This is a genomic window from Citrobacter sp. wls714 (assembly GCF_005281025.1).
Lineage (GTDB): Bacteria > Pseudomonadota > Gammaproteobacteria > Enterobacterales > Enterobacteriaceae > Citrobacter > Citrobacter werkmanii.
Genome location: NZ_SZWZ01000024.1, coordinates 71,310 through 92,540, shown reverse-complemented (window position 1 = coordinate 92,540; position 21,231 = coordinate 71,310). Strand labels below are relative to the sequence as shown.

The window sequence follows — 21,231 nt, the reverse complement described above, 5'->3', positions numbered from 1 at the left end:
GCCATGACACAGAATATTTATCAACAACTGGGGCTAAAACAGGTCATTAACGCCTGCGGCAAGATGACGATTCTGGGTGTTTCCAGCGTAGCGCCGGAGGTGATGCAGGCCACCGCGCGGGCGGCCTCGGCCTTTGTTGAAATTGATCGGCTGGTGGACCGTACCGGTGAGCTGGTTTCCCGCTATACCGGCGCGGAGGACAGCTATATCACCTCTTGTGCGTCGGCGGGCATTGCTATCTCTGTCGCCGCAGCCATTACCCGCGGCGACCCGGCGCGAGTCTCGCTAATGCCCGATAGCACAGGTATGGCGAATGAAGTGGTCATGCTGCGCGGGCATAACGTTGACTACGGGGCGCCAATCACCAGCGCGATTCGCCTGGGTGGTGGTCGCGTGGTGGAAGTCGGCTCAAGTAATCTGGCGGCCCGCTGGCAGCTGGAGAGCGCGATTACCGATAACACTGCCGCGCTGTTGTACGTGAAATCGCACCACTGCGTGCAGAAGGGCATGTTGAGCATTGCAGATTTTGTGCAGGTCGCGCAGGTTCACAACCTGCCGTTGATTGTCGATGCCGCTGCCGAGGAGGATTTACACGCCTGGGTGGCGAGCGGGGCGGATATGGTGGTCTACAGCGGGGCAAAAGCCTTTAACGCGCCAACCTCCGGGTTTATCACCGGGAAGAAACAGTGGATTGCCGCGTGTAAAGCGCAGCACCACGGGATTGCCCGGGCGATGAAAATCGGCAAAGAGAATATGGTTGGGCTGGTGTATGCCCTGGAAAACTATCATCAGGAACAAACCGTGGTTACCGCTGAAGAGCTCCGCCCCGTGGCGCAGGCGATATCAGCGATTCCCGGACTGGACGCCGATATCGAGCAGGACGAAGCCGGACGCGCCATCTGGCGGATTCGGATTCGGGTGAACGCGCAGGCGCTGGGGCTGGATGCTTATGCTGTAGAAGCGCAACTTCGCGGGGGCGATATCGCGATTTACGCTCGTCGTTACAACCTTCATCAGGGCGTTTTTAGTCTTGATCCGCGTACGGTCGCAGAAGGGGAAATGGCGTTGATCGTAGCGCGATTAAAGGAGATTGCAGACCATGCAGCACATTAATTTTTATCGGAATAAAGTGGCCATTAACGTACTGGCGAAGGATATCGCCAATGCGCGGGAAATCTATGATGCTGCCGAAGGCCATGCGGTGATCGGCGTGCTTTCCGCGCAGTTTACGTCAGTTGATGAGGGCGTTCGGGAAGTTAAACGCTGGATGACGGAGGTGCCGTCAATCTCCGTCGGGCTGGGGGCTGGCGACCCGGCACAGTATTACAAAGCGGCGATGATAGCTTCAACGGTTCACCCGGCGCACGTCAACCAGACCTTTACCGGCTGCGGGTTTGCGGCAGGGGCGCTGGCGGCAACAGGCGGCGAACAAACCCATATCAATGCGCTGGTCAGCCCGACGGGTACACCCGGAGAGGTGCTGATCTCGACGGGCGTCAGCAGTAGCCAGGGCACGCCAGCCCGCGTTTCCTGCGATGCAGCGGTACGGATGATGTTGGATTCAGGGGCTCACGCGGCGAAGTTCTTCCCGATGGGGGGAGAGCGGTCGCTGCCTGAGTTGTACGCGCTGGCGACGACCGCTGCGCGCAACGGCATGACGCTGATTGAACCGACGGGCGGGCTCGATCTCAATAACTTCGGCATTATCCTGAAAACCTGTCTGGAGGCGGGAGTGCCCCGCGTGATGCCGCATGTTTACAGCTCGATTATCGATCCACAAACGGGTAATACCCGGCCTGAAGATGTCGCCAGGTTAATGGAGATAGTGAAAGAGATGGTGTGATGTTGCTATCGCCGGATGGCACTTCGCTTATTCGGCCTACAGATAACCTCATGTCACCAGCCCGGTCAGCGTAAGCGCTACCGGGCATTTTTGTCCATATGTCTGCTTTATGCTTTTTTCTTCTTGCTGATGCTTTTTCGTTTTTTAAACCGCAGCGGCCTTCCCGCTATAGTCATTTCATTACTCATCAGGCGGTTATTTCAAAAGGATAAAAACGTGAAACTGAAAATACCTCATTTTGCAGCCGGGACGGTGGTATTACTGGCGGGATTATTGCTGGCAGGGTGCGATCAGCAGAGCAATGACGCGAAACATATCAAAGTGGGCGTCATTAACGGCGCAGAGCAGGACGTGGCGGAGGTCGCGAAGAAAGTAGCCAAAGAGAAATACGGGCTGGACGTTGAGCTGGTGGGCTTCAGTGGCTCATTATTACCCAACGATGCCACTAATCATGGCGAACTGGATGCCAACGTCTTCCAGCATCGTCCGTTCCTCGAACAGGATAATAAAGCGCATAACTACAAGCTGGTGGCGGTGGGCAATACCTTTGTTTTTCCGATGGCCGGTTATTCTAAGAAAATCAAAACTATAGCGGAACTGAAAGACGGCGCAACGATTGCAATACCTAACGATCCGACCAACCTTGGGCGGGCGCTGTTGTTGCTGCAAAAAGAAAAGTTAATCACCCTGAAAGCGGGGACAGGTCTGTTGCCTACGGCGCTGGATATTACTGATAATCCACGGCATCTGAATATCATGGAGCTGGAAGGCGCACAGCTACCACGCGTACTGGACGATCAGAAAGTAGATGTGGCGATTATCAGTACCACTTATATCCAGCAAACCGGACTTTCTCCGGTGCATGACAGCGTATTTATCGAAGATAAGAACTCACCGTATGTGAATATCCTGGTGGCACGGGAAGACAACAAAGATGCCGAAAATGTGAAAGAATTCCTGCAATCTTATCAATCACCGGAAGTAGCAAAAGCGGCGGAAACCATCTTCAACGGCGGCGCGGTTCCGGGCTGGTAATTAACCCGTTGCCGCGCCGGTTGGGATTAAACCGCTCTGGCGCGGCGACGTGAGTCCATTGAGATCAGCACTACCGATGAGAGGATCAGCATCGTGCCCAGCCAGTCAGGCAGGGTGAACGTAATGCCTAACAGCAGCAGAGACAGCAACGCGCTGCTCAGTGGTTCCGCGCAGCTCAAAATGCTCGCTTTCGGGCCGCCAATCATCTGCGCACCTTTCAGGTACAGGCTAAACGTGAGTGACGTACCGATGACCACGAGATAGAAAAACGCCAGAATCAAACTGCCATTGACGACAAAGTTGGTTCCCTGCCCGGCATAAAACGGCAGCAGGATCATCCCGCCAATTAACATACTCCAGCCAACAACCGGCAGCGTACCGTAGCGCGCGATAAGCGTTGAAGGGTAGGTGGTATAAAACGCGGCGGCAAATGCGGAGGCAATTCCCCAGAACAGCGCGGCAGGTGAAATAGACAGCGACGTCGGATTACCGTGGGTGACCAACAGGAACGTGCCAATGAGCGAGGTCAGGATCGCGGTTAGCACCAAAATACCCGGTCGCGCTTTACGTACAACGGAAAACCACGCCACGATAATGGTCGGTGATAAAAATTGCAGTACCGTCGCGGTGGCGGCATTAGATTTTTCGATGGTTAACAGAAAGGTCAACTGTACGGTAAGCGCGCCAACCACGGAGAAAATCAGCAGGCTAATCGCGTCTTTGCGGTTTTTGATAATGGAGAATACTTTGTCGCCGTGAACGAAAGAGAGCATCAGCAGAATAAGTCCGGCGAAAATCAGACGCGTCATGGTCAGGAACTGAGATGACATCTGACTTTGCTCCATGATGTACTGTGCACAAACGCCCGAACTTCCCCACAATACGGCGGCAATCAGGACGTTCATCATCCCTCTTCTGGTGGAACCCATCTTTCCCTCGGCATGTTGTTTTGTTTTATTTGTGTGCAGGCATCATAGCAGAGTTAGCCGCGATTTCTGCCAGCACATCCGCAATCAGCCAGTCATTAAAGACTTTCACCTCCGGACGCATTACCGCGTGTTGCGGCGTGACGATGTAGTATGACCACGTCAGCGGCCAACGGGTGTCGGGGTGAAGTTGCACCAGTTGTCCGTCGGTAAGTAACTGCTGAACCAGCGCCCGGCGAACGATAGCCACGCCCTGACCGCTGATTGCCGCCAGGATCACCGCAGCAGTGGAGTTGATGTGCAGTCCACTGTCGCGGACGGTCGGGGCATGGGTAGCGTTCAAGACATCATCCCAGGCAGGAAAATGAGCACCGGGGTGGGGAGTGTCATCGTGGATCAGCTTTTGCGCGGCCAGCCATTCCCCGCAGGCGATTTTATCTACCGGTACCATTCGTGGGCTGCAGACCAGAACGGCTTCTTCATCCATTAACCAGGTTTTGTTGACGCCGGGCCAGTCACCTTTGCCGCAGCGTACACCCAGATCGGCTTCGCCGTGGGCGACATCCATCAGCTTTTCCGTCACATTCAAACGTAATTCGATGTTTTCATGCGTTTGTGAGAAACGATTGAGACGACTCATCAACCAGTTCATGACCAGGACCTGCGACGCGGTAATAATTACCACTGAGCGTGCCCGACGGCCGCGCAGCTTGTTGAGTCCTGATTCCAGGTTATCCAGTCCCAGAGTGATATCGCGCAATGCGTCCTGTGCTTCGCTGACCAGCGTGAGGCGTTCTTTGCCCGTGCGGGTGCGATGTAACAGTGGATGGCCTACCCAATCTTCCAGCGCACGCACCAGTTGTCCAACGGCTGCAGGCGTCACGCCCAGTTCCTGCGCCGCGCCGGTGAAGCTGCCATGACGGGCGGTGGCTTCAAAAGCGTGTAACCATTTTAGCCGATTGAGTGAACGCATCTGCTTTTTTCCATTCTTGTTAACTGTTTTCAGTATATGCCAGCGAGATAGATTTTCTTTCTTGAGGCGCTATTTCTTCTCAGTCGTCAACCTCTGAAACGAGTGGCATCTTTAGCGCATCAACGGATTCTTTAAACGAGGTTAACGATGAGCGCATTATTTGCCGGAAAGAAATTGTTAGTTGTGGGTGGGACCAGTGGGATGGGATTCGAAACGGCGAAACTGATCCTCCAGGGCGGCGGTAGCGTGGTGCTGGTAGGCAACCGCGCCGACAAAGCAGAGCAAGCGCGTCAAACTCTGGCGACGTTGGGTGATGTCGCGGTGATTGTTGCGGATTTGATGTCGGAAGCCGGAGCGCAGCAGGTGATGGCCAGGTTGAATGCCGGACATAAAGATATCAGCCTGCTGGTCAATGCGGCTGGCGTGTTTTTCCCGAAACCGTTTATTGAACATGAGGTTGAGGATTATGAGCAATATATGAGCCTCAATCGGGCGACGTTTTTCATTACCCGCGACGTGGTGCGTAATATGTTGGCAGACAATATTAACGGCGCCATCGTGAATATTGGTTCAATGTGGGCGCAACAAGCGGTGGGCGCGACACCTTCATCGGCCTATTCGATGGCCAAAGCGGGTCTGCATGCTTTAACCAAAAATCTGGCTATCGAGCTGGGTGCGCATGGGATTCGCGTGAACGCCGTTTCGCCAGCGGTCGTGCATACACCCATCTATGAAGGATTTATCCCGAAAGAAGATGTACAAGGTATGATGAGCAGCTTTGATAGCTTCCATCCGATTGGCCGGGTCGGTACGCCGCGTGATGTGGCAGAAACCGTCGCGTTCCTGTTGTCAGACAAGGCGGGTTGGGTAACTGGTGCTGTCTGGGATGTCGATGGGGGGGTTATGGCCGGACGTAATGGCTGACAGGGACTGATGCTGCGCATGACAAAACGCCTGCTTATATTAAACAGGCGTTTGCGGAAGATCGGAAAAGTTAAGTGCGCTGAGAGTCCAGCAGCTCGTTATTTTTCACAACATCCTGGGCTTTGGTATAGCTTTCAATCAGTAACTGATAAGCCGGGAAGATTTTGGTATAGACTTCGGCCCATTCCGCTGCGTCTTCCCGATTCCAGGTTTTCTGCAGTTCGGACGCAACCGCGGCAGTATCCATCGGCACGACGCCAGCCTGTACGACGCGGGCCATGGTGATCTCCTGCGCCATTTTGCTGTAAGTACCGGAAGCATCGATGACGGCAAAGACTTTATAGCCTTCTGCTACCGCGCTGATGGCCGGGAATGCCATGCATACACTGGTGATGGTACCAGCAATAATCAGCGTCTTACGGCCTGTCGCTTTTACCGCCGCAACAAACTCTTTGTTGTCCCAGGCGTTAATTTCACCTTTGCGTGCGACATAATGTGCGTGAGGTGCGTTCTCATGAATTTCCGGAATAAGCGGACCGTTTGGCCCCTGCGGCACAGAGGCGGTGGTAATCACCGGCATTTTGCATAAGGTGGCGATTTTTGCCAGAGCCGTTGCTCTTGCACGCAGTTCAGTCATTGGCATATCGCCAATGGTCTGGAACAGGCCGCTTTGATGATCGATAAGCAACATAACTGCGTCATTGACATCAATCACTGGGCGTTGGCCATTAAAATTAGCGGGTGTAGACATGATCCATTCCTTGTTGTTGCTTTTTGCAGGTTATCTAACCTGCAGTAAAGTCTATAATCGCCTGGGCGATATCCATTTTTGCTCTACAGCTAATTAACCATTATTGACATCATCATGGTTAATTTCAGGGGGAGGCTAAAGCTATCTTTATCAGAATAGCCTTAGTGAACTAATTTCCTCCGACCCTATGAAAATAACAATGCCTGTTATTATGAAATTATATTTCTGCATTCATATTATTTTATGGTGTGTGTTGGAAGTAAGAGGGGTAGATATCGGTGGGTATTTCTGACTGATTTGTTTTTATACGGTTATTATTATTGTGAAATAAAATGAATATTAACGATATATCTTCAATGTCAATTTTGTGACTAATGCCACGGTTTTCTTGAGAGTAATGATCATGTCTATTTTATTTACTAAGTCATTATTGAATTAAGTAAATTCTCAGATTGATATTTATTGTGCTCCTCCGAACAGCAGAGGAGCACGGTATTAATATTACGGCTCAATCGGCGTCAGATAATCCAGTCGTAGCGGCTCGGCCAGTAGATCGTTCATTTGCAATACAAACGACTGGAAATGCGGCAGGGCGATATGTTCGTCCAGGCCAGCCTGACCGCGCCAGGATTCACGCACATAAAATACATCTGGCGTGTCGCGTAACTGGAACAGCGCATACTCAATATTGCCCTCCTCCCGGCGCGTGGGCAGTAAGAGAGCCTGTAGCGCCTGTTTCAGGGCATCTATTTTCCCTGGTTTGGCTTTCAGTACTGCAATAATTGAAATCGCTTCTGCATCAGACATGTTAAAACCCCTCCAGCACAATCTTGCCGACCGAGCGACCCGTTTCAATTTGCGCGTGAGCTTTTTGCAGATTCGCCGCAGTGATCGCGCCAAAATGTTCACCCAGCGTGGTATGGATAGTGTGGTCGTCGATCAACTGCGCCACGCGGGTCAATAGCTGATGCTGGGCAATGATGTCGTGGGTGGTAAACATCGAACGGGTGAACATAAATTCCCAGTGCAGGGAAATACTTTTGGCCTTCAGCGGGCGGGCATCAAGGGTTTGCGGATCGTCAATCAGCGCCAGCTTTCCTTGCGGAGCGAGTGCGGCAATAATTTGTTGATAGTGCTGCTCGGTATTGTTCAGGCTGGCAACGTGCGTCACTTCCTTGATCCCTATCCGCGCCAGTTCTTCCGTCAACGGTTTGCTGTGGTCAATCACATGATGAGCGCCCGCTTCACGTACCCATTTTTGGCTTTCCGCACGCGATGCGGTACCGATGACGGTCATTTTGGTCAGCTTACTGGCCAGTTGCGTCAGAATAGAACCGACGCCGCCAGCCGCGCCAACAATCAATAACACATCATCTTCATTGCCATTTTCCTCAACGCCCAGACGGTCGAACAGCATTTCCCAGGCGGTGATGGCGGTCAGCGGCAGCGCCGCAGCAGAGGCATTATCCAGGGTTTTTGGCTTCAGTGCGGTAATACGTTCATCAACCAGCTGAAATTCACTGTTACTGCCAGCTCGGCCCAGCGCTCCGGCGTACCAGACTTCATCGCCAGGTGCGAACAGGGTGACGGCTTCACCCACGGACTGCACCACACCAACGGCATCCCAGCCCAGTACGCGCGGCACATCGGCGTTAAAACCTTCGCGGACCTTGGTATCAACGGGGTTGACGGAAATGGCTTTCACTTCAACCAGCAGATCATGTCCGCTGGCGACCGGCATGGGCAGGTCAATCTCTTGTAAAAATTCAATGTTATTGCCGTCGGTCGCGGCGCGGGTAATGGCGATGGCTTTCATATTCTCTCCGGTCACAGGAATCAGTTGAATAATTCGATGGTAAACCGGTAGCAGAACGGGAAAAATAGCCCAACGGCGACAGGACTTATACTCGGGGAGTGAAAATGTTCCGGCTTGAAGATCTCACGTTGTTTGTCCGCGCCGCGGCGCTGAATAGTTTTAGTGATGCGGCACGCGAAGCCGGCGTTCAGCCTGCTCAGGTCAGTTCTGCTATCAAGCGCCTGGAGTCTACGTTGACTATCCGCCTGTTCGCTCGCTCCACGCGCAGCCTGCGCCTGACGCCGGAAGGCGAGATTTGGTTGCCCTATGCCCGCCAGATGCTGGACGTGATGCATGCCGGACTGCAAAAAATTCAGACCCCGGAAGATGAAGTTTCTGGCACGCTGCAAATCGCCGTTCCGTCCGATCTTGGGAGAAATTTGCTGCTGCCGGTCTTTCAATCTTTTCGACGCCGCTATCCTGCGCTGCGTTTGCGGATCTTTTTCTCCGATCAGGTGACGGATGTTTTTAAAGATCCTGTCGATGTCGCATTTCGTTATGGCAATACCGAAGATGCGTCATACATTGCGCTGCCCGTTGCGCCGGGTAATCGACGCGTGCTGGTGGCGTCACCGGATTGGGTTATACAAAATGGTGCGCCGCAGACCCCGGAAGATTTAGCGCAGCTGAACGCCATGACCTTTGTCTTACGTGGACGCCTGCACGACCGCTGGACCTTTATACACGGCGGCGAGGTCAGCAGCGTGCAGGTTAACGGCACGATTATGAGCGATGATGCCGAAGTGATCCGGCGGCTGGCGATTGCTGGTGAGGGGATTGCCTACAAGTCGTGGCTGGATGTTAGCGAGGATGTACGCGAAGGGCGATTGCAGCTGCTGATGACGGATTATCAGGGGGAGAAAGTCCCGCTGAATATGATTTGCCCGCATCGTAAGCAGCTTTCTACGGCAGTACGCTTGCTGCATGACGCCGTGAAGGCGCGATGTGAGATGCTGGCGCAGAGCTAAGATACGCTTTGCGCCAGTACATTACTGTGGTGTGACTTAGTCTTTTTTCGCTGCGTTAGCAAAGAAAATATCAGACTGAATGTCTTTGGTGCGGATGGTAAACAGCTGATTAGTGAGATCTTCCGTTAACTTCTCGGCATCGGCCATGATGCGCAGGTTGAAGTCATTCAGCATTTTATCTGCGGCAGGTTTATTGGTTTTCGCCATATTCAGATATTCTGCTTCGACCTCTTTTTGCTCCTTCGCCACTTTATCTTCCCACGCTTTGTAGGCCTTTTTGACGATTGGCGCGAGCTTCGGATAATCGGTCATCGTCAGCGTCTGCAATTTACGATATTTCCAGTAGATGGATTGATCGTCAGCCTTATCTGTACCCATTGTATAGTTGGCCGGATATGCTTTCAGGCCGCTGTAATACGGAACAAAGGCGGTGAGATCGGCCATACCCAGACCAATGTAGGTGGTTTCACCGATCTCTTTTGGCAACCACGGACGTACCTGCATGACATGCGCCTCATAGGTGCGGAAGACGCTGACCGGACGCCATGGCTCTTTACCGTTCAGGCCATTGGTGTACGGGTCATGACTGGTGCCTTCATAGTGGCTACGCAGCACGGCTTTCACATCGTCCAGCGTCATTTTCTTCTCTGGCTTCATGAAGACCGGGAATTCACGTCCTTTGGCCATATCCTGATTTACGGAAGGATTGAACGTTTTCTGGATGGTCCATACGCGAGGATCGTTATACGTACGGTCACGCTCGTCATCACGGGTATAGGCTTTGGCGAAGTTGAATTTGCCATCTTTCGCCGGTTCGTACAGGCCTTTTTCCGTTGCGAATTGAATCAGATTTTTTGACGCCATCATATCCGGGTTTTTAGGATCGTAATCCTGTAGGCGGCCCTGATTACCGGTGGCGAAATATTGGTTATCAGGCAGGCGCTGCGCCATCCACTGGTGGCCGCTGCCGGTTTCCAGGTACCAAATCTCGTTATCGTCGACCACGGCAACGCCAAATCCTTCTCCAGCACCGACGGTTTCAACAATATGTCCCAGCAGCGCAACGGCCTCACGTGCGGTTTTGCTCTGCGACAGCAGAACATCCGGGATATCGTCTTCAGTGATCCCTTTATCCTCAACGTATGGGTCGGCGGCCAGCGCTTTTGGTGAAGCAAAAATAGACTCTGTCCCACTCACGCCGACGCCCAGTTCGTTAAATCCGGTTGCGCCGTGCAGTTGAGTTTTCCAGTTTGGGACGGTGGTATAACGCAGAGAGTTTTTCGGCAGTGGCCAGGTAAAATCATTCGCGCCATTATGTGCTTTGGTGCTGTATACCCCGGTCTGATTCTGTTTTGCCGGATGAATGACAAAATGCTGTGCTTTCAGGGCATCGCTGTCTGCGCTACGGGCGACCAACATGGAGCCGTCCGCTGATGCTTCATTGCCGACCAGCAGGGTCGTACAAGCAAAACCTGATGAAACAACCGCCAAATTTATTGAAAGTGCAATCAGGCACTTTTTAAAAGTAAACATTACGTATCCCTCATATGTACGCCAAAAATACACCGGAAACATACCGTTTCCTGAAATGCGATAACGCCTGAACGCTCAGACATTACTCGCGAGAGAGATAAACGCCCCTGCCCACGTCTTCTCCAAATATTCATTCGTAGATTGAAGTCTTCTGGACAAAATAACATGTCCATTTCGCTTAATTATTACGCAACGAATATCCTGATATTCAGGATGTTTCCTGATTCGCGGTGAAGAATAGAATGGCTTATTAGTGGATTCAGTGACCTGTGTCGCGTAAGTTAATGATGACAAATGTGAATCCTGTGGCAGCACCGTGCTTTTTGTTTCCGGATATGACGTTACCTTTTGCGGCAATACAGCGAGGGAACATTGGAACTGGCGAAAATCCATGCGCCCTTATACTCCTCCATAACCAGGCTCAGGCTGCGTCCGGTCTGCCGATAAAACCCGGGCAACGTATTGTTGATATCCGCTTCATCGGCCGTGTCGGCGAAGGTTTTGACAACTTGCATGGCCTGTAACACCCGTGCATCACGCTGTTGGGTGTAGCTGAAATAGATGTTCCTGCTGATGTCTGAGATATTACGCCCATACAGCTTACCGGTAATTGTCGATAATCCTTCCTGGTTGTACATCCGAAATGAAACCGTTCCAGCAAAGCGGTTGCTGCCAATATTCCATTCAACGTTTCCAACGCAATTTAGCGGCTTTTCGGCATAACGTGAATACCATAGCCAACTACCTGAACCGAGTAGGGTAACCAGGCCAATAGTGAGCAAGATTATTTGGCGTGTTTTTTTCATTGCCCGCGCATCCAGTAATAATGGGTAGTACAAAATGCGTGGGCATCAATCCGCGCATCTTTATCGCATACAAATGCTACCATCCTCTCTGCTTTGAGGTAGCCGGATAGAAATACGTGTTTGTTGTTTTCACAGAGTAAAGGATGAAGCTGCATCAGATTGAAATAGCCATGCTGGTCGTACTCATTTGGAGAGTAATAAATTTTGCAGTTTTGCCGCGAAGGGGTCTGCATGGAAACAGAGACAAACTTACTAAATGGCATAACCGGGCGAGTCTGATACCACACCAGCCAGATAACCAGAGTGGCGATAACAACACTAACGCTAAATAAAATGTTCCACCAGGAGATCTGCGTCGTTTGTTGTGGTGCGGTAAGAATTACCTTTGCAGGCGCGCGCTCCTCAATAACCGGTGACTGGGAAACGTCACTCTGAGGATCCGGTATCACTTCGACCTGAGCGTTTTCATTCAATCTTAGCCCACGGCGGGAAATAGTTTTCACCGTATCGCGCGGTAGTCCCACTTCCGCCAGCGCATTACGTAACGTCAGAATTGCCTGGTAGAACGTGTTGGTGGTGGTGACATTATTTCTCTCTCCCCAACCCACTATCATCAACGTGTTCTGGGAAACAATGTCACTTGCGTGAGTAATTAAATAGAGAAAACAGAGCGAAGCAGGGAGCTGGAGTTGTATTGCGCGCCCGGTCTGACGATTGACCAGACTTTTGCTATCAGGATTAAATTCGACCAACTGATTGATAAGATACAATTGCCCAGCCCTCAGTAACCAAAACGTATCACAGCGTGTCCTTGCACACCCCTTAAATTTTACATCCAAATCGATAAGACGCCTCTATCTTTGTACATGATCGAAGATAAGAATTTCACTTAGGGGATAAAAACCCTTCAAATACAACAAGTTATTAACCTAATTTCTTAGGTTGGAATTAGCTAATGTTAAATAATGAGAATTCATTACAGTTTTATCTGGGTTATCATTATATTTATCCACAGAGCGACTAGGGTGATTAAGTTATCTGAATTGTGTAATTAACAAGTAACCTTTACATCGGTTATTTTTTAGCAAATAGTGCTTTTTTAAGATTTATCCTAGGATTTTAATTTATGCATAAAATTCCTAATGCCCAGATTGTTATTCTGAGATAAAACATAAAAAAACTTAGCGGTATGGCATTGCTTACCGTATGTACATATTAGCGCATCAAGAGTTTATTACATTTTTTTAGGGTTGCTGTTATTAACTGACAAGGAATGTCATGCGTGTCGGATTGACACATTTATTTACCGATGAAATATTTATGGAAAAATAACAGGAGTCATTTTTTATGAACAGATCCCCATCACAGAGTATTCGTTGCATAAGCTGTGAATTATCCTGTCAATTATTTCCGGATACTGCGGTACGCGCCAGGTACTGTCACCGTGCTGCTTTTGCGATCTGGCCGGAGGGAAATGGCTTTCTGCAAAGAGGCGTTATTGAAAAACTTCTACTTAATAATCAAAATCATTTGTCGCGCGGGTTTATTTTTGTGGATTTCTCCTTCCCGAACCTGCGCCTGTTCGCCGACCCGCAATGGGTTGACCGTCTGGCGTATAGCGGCATGCATATTGTTTTGATAGCGGACCGGAACCTGGCGCCGTTAGCCAACTACTGGCTGTCGAAAAGCAATAAAATACAAGGCATTATATATTCTGATGATGATGATGACGTACAGCATCAGAAAATGAGACGATTATTTACGGGTCATCTCGCTAACAGTAAACGTGGACGCTCACTCAACTATACAGAAATGATATTACTGAAGCGATTTGTCTCAGGAAAAAGTATTCAGCAAATTACCCAAATAGATAATATTGATATTAAGAAAATATATGTCTATAAGCTCCGGCTTGAAGATAAGTTGGGCCATAGTATTCATCAAATACTATCGAATATTTTATAACGCATTTCTGATTTTTATTATTTCACATCCTTGAGATGTGGTGGACGCTCTACGCCTGATAGCAGGAGGCTAATATGCCAAATCCCAAATCTTACTCTCGTATTGCCATCGCGGTTTCAGCCGCATTAACGTCTATGGTATTTTCAGCCCATGCAGCCTGGGTTGATGTTGATAGTCTTCCTTCCAGCGGTCTGGTTAGCAGTCTGCCCCCGGAATTGCAGGCAATAATCCCAGCGCAGGCAAATGCCAATTTTGCTAAAACCAGCGCCATGCCAAATTATGTTTATCAGTGGAGTGCTGGCACCATTCCCGTTTATGGTAATGGATTAACGTTGAATGGACCCGGTGCAGAAGCTTTTGAGCACTCTGTTACTGTTATTCAGAACAGCGCGACGGGTAGCCCGGGCGTTATTTTCGGTGACGATCTGACGATCCGCACCCAGTCGAAAAATGCCGCCAATAATGGAAAAGATGTTGACGGTATTCGCACGCACGGGGCCAATACGCCGGATAACCCGGTCTTTATCATCACCGGAGATCGCACCAGTATTTATGTGGATGGTCAGGATGGTGATGGTATTAACGCCGGTTATAACGCGATAGGCCAGGGCTGGATAGGCTCGGCTAAAATCTACGTCGGTGACGATCTGTACATCAAAACGACGGGTAACCAGGGGCGTGGTATCACCGCCAATGCCATGCGAGATGCGACGCTTGCCAAAAATACGATTGTTGTTGGCGATCGTGCGCACATTGTGACGACCGGCGACGGCTCTGAAGGCATTCGCTCCGGGCAGAGCGGTTCCTCGATCCTGCTTGGCAATGACGCCACCATTGAGACATCGGGTACCTCTTCCACGGGCATTTATGCCGCCTCATCTTCCAAAACGGAACTGGGCAATAACGCCACTATTACGGTTAACGGCGCGAGTGCGCATGCGGTCTATTCCACCAACGCGACCGTGAACCTGGGCGATAACGCGACGATTAGCGTGAACAGTTCTGGAAAAGCGGCTTCATACAGCAAAGCACCACGCGGACTGTTTGCGATCTCACGCGGGGCGATAAATCTGGCCGGTGGTGCCGCCATTACTATGGTGGGCGACCACAGTACTGAAAGCTATGCCATCAGCACCGAAACGGGCGGTACCGTAGACGGATCCAGCGGTGGACGCTTTCTTATCGACGGCGATCTTCATGCTGCCGGAGCGATAGCCGCGACCAGTAGTTTGCCCCAGCAAAACAGTACGATTAAGCTCAACATGACCGATAATTCGTTATGGAACGGGGCGTCTTATATCACCAGCGCGACCGCCGGGACGGGGGTAATCTCTCTGCAAATGAGCGATGCGACCTGGAATATGACCAACAGCTCAACGCTGACCGACCTGACGTTGAACAGCGGGGCAGTGGTTAACTTTGGCCATGTTGACGGCGAACCGTGGCAGACGCTTACGATTAATGAAGATTTTACCGGGAATGGCGGCAAACTGGTTTTCAATACCGTCCTGAATGACGATGCCTCCGAAACCAATAAATTGACAGTGCTCGGTAACACGACGGGTAATGCCTTTGTGGCGGTGAACAACATTGGCGGTACCGGGGCGCAGACTGTTGAAGGTATTGAGATAATTGAGGTTGCTGGCAATTCTGACGGCACATTTGAAAAAGCGAGCCGTATTGTTGCCGGGGCGTACGACTATAACGTTGTGCAGAAGGGCAACAACTGGTATCTGACCAGCTTTATTCCTGCTCCGCCCGATCCGGTGGACCCTGTTGACCCTGATCCCGTAGACCCGGACCCGGTTGATCCCATCGACCCCGACCCCGTAGACCCGGACCCGGTGGATCCGATTATCCCTGATCCGGTTAACCCGGACCCGACCGATCCTGTGGACCCGGTTATTCCTGGACCGGAAGAGCCTCATGTTCCGCCGGTCACAGAGCAACAGTATCGTCCGGAAGCCGGCAGCTATCTGGCGAACAATTATGCCGCTAACACGCTGTTCATGACCCGACTGCATGATCGCCTGGGGGAAACCCAGTACGTTGACATGCTGACCGGTGAGAAAAAAGTTACCAGCCTGTGGATGCGTAACGTTGGCGCGCATACCCGCTTCAAAGACGGTAGTGGGCAGTTGAAAACCCAAAGTAACAGCTACGTCTTACAGTTAGGCGGCGATCTGGCGCAGTGGAGTAGCGACGGCCTCGACCGCTGGCATATTGGCGCGATGGCAGGTTATGCCAACAGCCAGAACCGCACGCAGTCCAGCCTGACCGGCTACCACTCTCGTGGTCAGGTCACCGGTTACAGTGTGGGACTGTACGGCACCTGGTATGCCAATGACGCAGACAAGACCGGTACCTACGTGGATACCTGGGCGCTGTACAACTGGTTTGATAACAAAGTGATGGGCCAGGAGCAGGCAACGGAGAAATACAAATCCAGCGGTATCACCGCCTCGGTCGAAGCCGGTTATAGCTTTAAACTTGGCGAAAGCGAGCGCAACAGCTACTGGCTGCAACCGAAAGCGCAAGTGGTGTGGATGGACGTGCAGGCCGACAGCCATCGCGAAGCGAACGGGACCCGCGTGAAGGATGACACCGATGGCAACCTGATGACTCGTCTGGGCGTGAAAGCCTTTATCAACGGCCACAACGCCATCGACGACGGCAAATCTCGCGAGTTCCAGCCGTTTGTCGAAGCCAACTGGATCCATAACACGCAGTCTGCCAGCGTGAAGATGGACGATGTGAGAAACGACATGCGCGGCACGAAGAATATCGGCGAGCTGAAAGTGGGTGTTGAAGGTCAAATCACTCCGCGCCTCAACGTATGGAGCAACGTGGCCCAACAGGTCGGCGACAAAGGCTACAGCGATACCCGCGGTATGCTCGGCATAAAATATAATTTCTGATGTAAGTGAGTAATGGAAAAGCCGCTGATTCACCGATCGGCGGCTTTATTTTTTGGAATCGTAGTCCGGGATAAGCGTTAGCGCCATCCGACATCAGGTTAACATGTAAGCGCTACTTACATGTTAACTCGCAATTCAATGGAGAGTCGCCAGCGTGCTCTCAATTCTTTTTAACTTCTGATTTGCTTCTTGCAGCTCATCCTGCAGCCGTTGTTCCTGTTCGCCGTAGACCATCAGGACGATACAACCATTCATCACTGGCAAACATAATAAATTCGCCTGTCGGGGATTGTGGTAGGTGTTTATTTGAAATGTCGCCGCCGTTTCAATCTGACTAATCGCGCAGCAGTCAACGTAGTATGCCAGAGATCAACACAGGATAAAGAAAGCTAAAAAGAGATGTGATTTAAGAAGAACTTACTTGAGGAACTTTGGCGGAAGATCACAGGAGTCGAACCTGCCCGGGAACGCTGGCGTCCCCAACTGGATTTGAAGTCCAGCCACCTCACCGGAGATGACGATCTTCCGCGCCTCGATTGCTACATGGAGGCGGGGCGCATTATAGCTACTTCCTCGGGTTTCCACACCCCCTCACTCACTTTTTTAACTTCCGTTTCTCCTTACCATGACCCCTTTCAAATAAATCTCTACAAAATCCATCACTTACAATTAGACATATTTTTAGACGCTACTCCGATCACAGAAAACAAGAATCGTAATTTGATAACGAGATATCGGAATACCCGCGCTCACAGGGATGGTTTACAAGAACTGTAACCGGTACCAGTGCGTGTGAAAGTGCCAACAAGGATGCGTAATGAAAAGTGAGATTCTGTCTGTTAAGGAGAAGATTGGTTACGGCATGGGCGATGCCGCCAGCCACATCATCTTCGATAACGTCATGTTATATATGATGTTCTTTTATACCGATATCTTTGGTATCCCGGCCGGATTTGTCGGCACGATGTTCTTACTGGCCCGCGCGCTGGATGCCATCTCAGACCCCTGCATGGGGCTGCTTGCTGACCGTACCCGTTCACGTTGGGGGAAGTTTCGTCCGTGGGTGCTGTTTGGCGCGCTGCCGTTTGGTCTGGTTTGTGTTCTCGCCTACAGCACGCCCGACTTCAGCCTGCACGGCAAAATGATTTATGCCGTCATCACCTATACGCTGTTAACCCTGCTTTATACCGTGGTGAATATCCCTTATTGCGCTCTGGGCGGCGTGATCACCAATGACCCGACGCAACGTATCTCCCTGCAATCGTGGCGCTTTGTGCTGGCGACGGCGGGCGGCATGATCTCCACCGTCCTGATGATGCCGCTGGTAAAGCTGATTGGCGGCGAAAACAAGGCCCTGGGCTTCCAGGGAGGAATCGCAGTGCTCTCGGTTGTGGCGTTCCTGATGCTCGCATTCTGCTTCTTCACCACCAAAGAACGTGTTGAAGCGCCGCCAACCAACAATTCAATGCGTGAAGACCTGCGCGACATCTGGCAAAACGACCAGTGGCGCATCGTCGGCCTGCTGACCATTCTCAACATTATGGCGGTCTGCGTTCGCGGCGGCGCGATGATGTATTACGTTACCTGGATTTTGGGCACACCGGAAGTATTTGTCGCCTTCCTCACCACCTATTGTGTCGGCAACCTGATTGGCTCTGCGCTGGCAAAACCACTGACCGACTGGAAATGCAAAGTTAGCGTCTTCTGGTGGACGAACGCCCTGCTGGCCGTCATCAGCGTGGCGATGTTCTTCGTACCGATGCACGCCAACATCACCATGTTTGTCTTTATCTTCGTGATTGGCGTCCTGCATCAGCTCGTGACGCCAATCCAGTGGGTCATGATGTCCGACACCGTCGATTACGGGGAGTGGTGTAACGGCAAACGTCTGACGGGGATCAGCTTTGCGGGAACGTTGTTCGTGCTCAAACTGGGTCTGGCGCTTGGCGGGGCGATGATCGGCTGGATGCTGGCAGGCGGTGGCTACGATGCCGCGGCGAAAACGCAAAACAGCGCCACCATCACCATCATCATTGCATTGTTCACCCTTATTCCGGCTATTTGTTACCTGCTGAGTGCTGTGATCGCCAAACGCTTCTACACCCTGAAAACCCCGTATCTGACTGAAATTATGCGTCAACTGGCACAGGGGGCACACCGTAATCAGCAGGATTTTACGACGAAAGAATTACAGAACTAAGGAACCGATTATGAAAATTAGCGACGGAAACTGGCTGATTCAGCCTGGTCTGAATGTGATTAATCCAATCCAGGTGTTCGAGGTTGAACAGCAAGGTAATGAGATGCTGGTCTACGTTGCGCCGCGTGACGTGCGTGAACGGACCTGGCAACTCGATACCCCGTTGTTCACGCTGCGCCTTTTCTCGCCGCAGGAAGGCGTGGTAGGTGTCCGGATGGAGCACTTCCAGGGTGCGCTGGATACCGGTCCGCATTACCCGCTGAACGTGCAGCAGGACGTAAAGGTTGAGATGCAGAACACCGCTGAGTTCGCTGAGCTGAAGAGCGGTAATTTGAGCGTTCGCGTCACCAAAGGCGAGCTCTGGTCGCTGGATTTCCTGCGCAACGGTGAACGTATTACCGGCAGCCAGTTGAAAAACAACGGCTATGTACAGGACGTCAACAGCGGACGCAATTACATGTTCGAGCGCCTGGATCTGGGCGTCGGTGAAACGGTGTACGGGCTGGGCGAGCGCTTTACCGCGCTGGTACGTAATGGGCAGACGGTAGAGACCTGGAACCGCGATGGCGGCACCAGTACCGAGCAGTCTTACAAGAATATCCCGTTCTATATCACCAACCGTGGCTACGGCGTGCTGGTGAACCATCCGCAGTGCGTGTCGTTTGAAATCGGTTCTGAGAAAGTGTCGAAAGTGCAGTTCAGCGTCGAAAGCGAGTATCTGGAATATTTCGTCATCGACGGCCCGACGCCGAAAGCGGTGCTGGATCGCTATACCCGCTTTACCGGTCGTCCGGCGCTGCCGCCAGCCTGGTCATTTGGCCTGTGGCTCACCACCTCGTTCACTACCAACTACGACGAAGCGACGGTAAACAGCTTTATCGACGGCATGGCGGAGCGCAACCTGCCGCTGCACGTTTTCCACTTCGACTGCTTCTGGATGAAGGCTTTCCAGTGGTGCGACTTTGAGTGGGACCCGCAGACCTTCCCGGACCCGGAAGGCATGATCCGCCGCCTGAAAGAAAAAGGCCTGAAGGTCTGCGTATGGATCAACCCGTACATCGGCCAGAAATCACCTGTTTTCAAGGAGCTGAAAGAGAAAGGTTATCTGCTCAAGCGCCCGGACGGTTCCGTCTGGCAGTGGGATAAATGGCAGCCGGGGCTGGCGATTTATGACTTCACCAACCCGGAAGCTTGCGAATGGTATGCCGATAAGCTGAAAGGCCTGGTAGAGATGGGCGTGGACTGCTTCAAAACTGATTTCGGCGAGCGTATTCCGACCGACGTGCGCTGGTTCAACGAGGCTGACCCGCAGAAAATGCACAACCACTACGCCTATATTTACAATGAGCTGGTGTGGAACGTGCTGAAAGAGACCGTCGGTGAAGAAGAGGCGGTGCTGTTCGCCCGTTCAGCCTCCGTGGGCGCACAACAGTTCCCGGTGCACTGGGGTGGCGACTGCTACGCCAACTATGAATCGATGGCCGAAAGCCTGCGCGGCGGCCTGTCCATTGGTCTCTCCGGCTTTGGCTTCTGGAGTCATGACATCGGCGGCTTCGAAAACACCGCCCCTGCGGACGTCTATAAGCGCTGGTGTGCATTCGGGCTGCTCTCCAGCCACAGCCGTCTGCATGGCAGCAAATCCTACCGTGTGCCATGGGCGTACGACGAAGAGTCCTGCGACGTGGTGCGCTACTTCACCGAAATGAAGTGCCGCATGATGCCGTACCTGTATCGCGAAGCAGCGCGCGCCAATGAGCTCGGAACGCCGATGATGCGCGCAATGATGCTGGAGTTCCCGGACGATCCTGCATGCGATTATCTCGACCGCCAGTATATGCTGGGTGACTCGGTAATGGTGGCGCCAGTGTTTTCCGAAGTCGGTGATGTGCAGTTCTACCTGCCGGAAGGGCGTTGGACGCATCTGTGGCACAACGACGAAATTCGGGGCAGCCGTTGGCATAAACAGCAGCACGATTTCCTGAGCCTGCCGGTGTACGTGCGCGACAATACCTTACTGGCGCTGGGCAGTAATAACCAGAAGCCGGACTACGCGTGGCATGAAGAGACCGCATTCCAGTTGTTCCATCTGCAAGAAGGTAGGGAAGCGGTCTGTGAAGTACCATCGATGGACGGCTCGGTTATCTTCACGCTGAAAGCGATACGCACGGGTAACAGCATTACCGTACAAGGTCGCGGTGAAGCGCATAACTGGACGTTGTGCCTGCGTAATATCCCGCAAGTTAGCAGCGTGAAGGGCGGTTCACATGCCAGCAACGAGTGGGGCGTAGTGGTGACCCCTGAAGGTGACGGGCTGACGATTACCCTGTAAATGTAGCCGACGTGGTGCCGGATGCATTTTATCCGGCCCACGATGCGAGCAGCGTTCCAGATCTGAAAATCAAAAATATTCTGACTTAAAAAATTACCTACCCATATTTGCGAGCGCTATCACTCTAATTCCCGTAAAAAATGTGATCTGCGCCGTAAATATCTCACTATTTCCCCGTTTTGTCTTATTTCTGTCCGGAATACAG

At 51.8% G+C, this 21,231-nt stretch carries 18 protein-coding genes and 1 tRNA gene; 9 read left to right on the top strand and 10 right to left on the bottom strand.

The window, feature by feature from the left end:
- The first annotated feature begins 3 nt into the window (after positions 1–3).
- From dgaE to nlpA, 3 genes are all read left to right on the top strand, one after another.
- A complete protein-coding gene (dgaE, locus tag FDX11_RS02565; RefSeq protein WP_137365875.1) occupies positions 4–1,113 on the top strand; it encodes a D-glucosaminate-6-phosphate ammonia lyase in 1,110 nt (369 codons plus the stop codon).
- Complete coding sequence (locus tag FDX11_RS02560; RefSeq protein WP_137397433.1) at positions 1,100–1,843, top strand: 2-dehydro-3-deoxy-phosphogluconate aldolase; 744 nt, start codon at positions 1,100–1,102, stop codon at positions 1,841–1,843. The genes dgaE and FDX11_RS02560 overlap by 14 nt, the downstream gene beginning before the upstream one ends.
- Before the next feature lie 216 nt (positions 1,844–2,059).
- Complete coding sequence (gene nlpA / locus FDX11_RS02555) at positions 2,060–2,878, top strand: lipoprotein NlpA (protein WP_042311515.1); 819 nt, start codon at positions 2,060–2,062, stop codon at positions 2,876–2,878.
- 26 nt (positions 2,879–2,904) lie between these two features.
- On the opposite strand, the gene FDX11_RS02550 is transcribed toward nlpA, so the two are convergent.
- Both FDX11_RS02550 and FDX11_RS02545 read right to left on the bottom strand, forming a co-directional pair.
- Positions 2,905–3,807 (bottom strand): carboxylate/amino acid/amine transporter, encoded by a 903-nt coding sequence (locus tag FDX11_RS02550; protein WP_038635581.1) that lies wholly within the window; start codon positions 3,805–3,807, stop codon positions 2,905–2,907.
- A gap of 25 nt (positions 3,808–3,832) precedes the next feature.
- A complete protein-coding gene (locus FDX11_RS02545) occupies positions 3,833–4,777 on the bottom strand; it encodes a LysR substrate-binding domain-containing protein (protein WP_042311518.1) in 945 nt (314 codons plus the stop codon).
- Between the two features lie 147 nt (positions 4,778–4,924).
- On the opposite strand from FDX11_RS02545, the gene FDX11_RS02540 reads away from it, so the two are divergent.
- A complete protein-coding gene (locus FDX11_RS02540; RefSeq protein ID WP_137397432.1) occupies positions 4,925–5,701 on the top strand; it encodes an SDR family NAD(P)-dependent oxidoreductase in 777 nt (258 codons plus the stop codon).
- 70 nt (positions 5,702–5,771) lie between these two features.
- Here FDX11_RS02540 and FDX11_RS02535 read toward each other — a convergent pair whose 3' ends face one another.
- From FDX11_RS02535 to FDX11_RS02525, 3 genes are all read right to left on the bottom strand, one after another.
- Positions 5,772–6,452 carry a hydrolase gene (locus tag FDX11_RS02535; RefSeq protein WP_137397431.1) on the bottom strand — a complete coding sequence of 227 codons (681 nt, stop codon included), beginning with the start codon at positions 6,450–6,452 and terminating at the stop codon, positions 5,772–5,774.
- Positions 6,453–6,953: 501 nt separating this feature from the next.
- Positions 6,954–7,259 carry a putative quinol monooxygenase gene (locus tag FDX11_RS02530; RefSeq protein WP_137397430.1) on the bottom strand — a complete coding sequence of 102 codons (306 nt, stop codon included), beginning with the start codon at positions 7,257–7,259 and terminating at the stop codon, positions 6,954–6,956.
- Position 7,260: 1 nt separating this feature from the next.
- Entirely contained in the window at positions 7,261–8,268 is a 1,008-nt protein-coding gene (locus FDX11_RS02525; protein ID WP_137397429.1) for a zinc-binding alcohol dehydrogenase family protein, read from the bottom strand.
- A gap of 104 nt (positions 8,269–8,372) precedes the next feature.
- Here FDX11_RS02525 and FDX11_RS02520 point away from each other — a divergent pair, with 104 nt between their 5' ends.
- Positions 8,373–9,275, top strand: a complete 903-nt coding sequence (locus tag FDX11_RS02520) for a LysR family transcriptional regulator (protein ID WP_137397428.1) — start codon at positions 8,373–8,375, stop codon at positions 9,273–9,275.
- Between the two features lie 36 nt (positions 9,276–9,311).
- Here FDX11_RS02520 and FDX11_RS02515 read toward each other — a convergent pair whose 3' ends face one another.
- The 3 genes from FDX11_RS02515 to FDX11_RS02505 all read right to left on the bottom strand — a co-directional run bounded on the left by FDX11_RS02515 (position 9,312) and on the right by FDX11_RS02505 (position 12,384).
- Complete coding sequence (locus FDX11_RS02515; RefSeq protein ID WP_137397427.1) at positions 9,312–10,808, bottom strand: C69 family dipeptidase; 1,497 nt, start codon at positions 10,806–10,808, stop codon at positions 9,312–9,314.
- 341 nt (positions 10,809–11,149) lie between these two features.
- On the bottom strand, positions 11,150–11,614 hold the full coding sequence (locus tag FDX11_RS02510; RefSeq protein ID WP_042311533.1) for a hypothetical protein: 465 nt from the start codon (positions 11,612–11,614) through the stop codon (positions 11,150–11,152).
- Complete coding sequence (locus FDX11_RS02505) at positions 11,611–12,384, bottom strand: transcriptional regulator (RefSeq protein WP_137397426.1); 774 nt, start codon at positions 12,382–12,384, stop codon at positions 11,611–11,613. Before FDX11_RS02505 ends, FDX11_RS02510 begins: the two co-directional genes overlap by 4 nt.
- A 577-nt stretch (positions 12,385–12,961) precedes the next feature.
- On the opposite strand from FDX11_RS02505, the gene FDX11_RS02500 reads away from it, so the two are divergent.
- Both FDX11_RS02500 and misL read left to right on the top strand, forming a co-directional pair.
- Complete coding sequence (locus FDX11_RS02500; protein WP_137349155.1) at positions 12,962–13,579, top strand: helix-turn-helix transcriptional regulator; 618 nt, start codon at positions 12,962–12,964, stop codon at positions 13,577–13,579.
- A 74-nt stretch (positions 13,580–13,653) separates the two neighbouring features.
- On the top strand, positions 13,654–16,497 hold the full coding sequence (gene misL / locus FDX11_RS02495) for an intestinal colonization autotransporter adhesin MisL (protein ID WP_137397425.1): 2,844 nt from the start codon (positions 13,654–13,656) through the stop codon (positions 16,495–16,497).
- Between the two features lie 135 nt (positions 16,498–16,632).
- On the opposite strand, the gene FDX11_RS25620 is transcribed toward misL, so the two are convergent.
- Complete coding sequence (locus FDX11_RS25620; protein WP_256372614.1) at positions 16,633–16,761, bottom strand: hypothetical protein; 129 nt, start codon at positions 16,759–16,761, stop codon at positions 16,633–16,635.
- 168 nt (positions 16,762–16,929) lie between these two features.
- Positions 16,930–17,024, bottom strand: a tRNA-Sec gene (locus tag FDX11_RS02490).
- A gap of 290 nt (positions 17,025–17,314) precedes the next feature.
- Here FDX11_RS02490 and FDX11_RS02485 point away from each other — a divergent pair.
- Both FDX11_RS02485 and yicI read left to right on the top strand, forming a co-directional pair.
- Positions 17,315–18,697 carry a glycoside-pentoside-hexuronide family transporter gene (locus FDX11_RS02485; protein ID WP_061380888.1) on the top strand — a complete coding sequence of 461 codons (1,383 nt, stop codon included), beginning with the start codon at positions 17,315–17,317 and terminating at the stop codon, positions 18,695–18,697.
- Between the two features lie 10 nt (positions 18,698–18,707).
- On the top strand, positions 18,708–21,026 hold the full coding sequence (gene yicI / locus FDX11_RS02480) for an alpha-xylosidase (RefSeq protein WP_137397424.1): 2,319 nt from the start codon (positions 18,708–18,710) through the stop codon (positions 21,024–21,026).
- Positions 21,027–21,231: the final 205 nt, after the last annotated feature.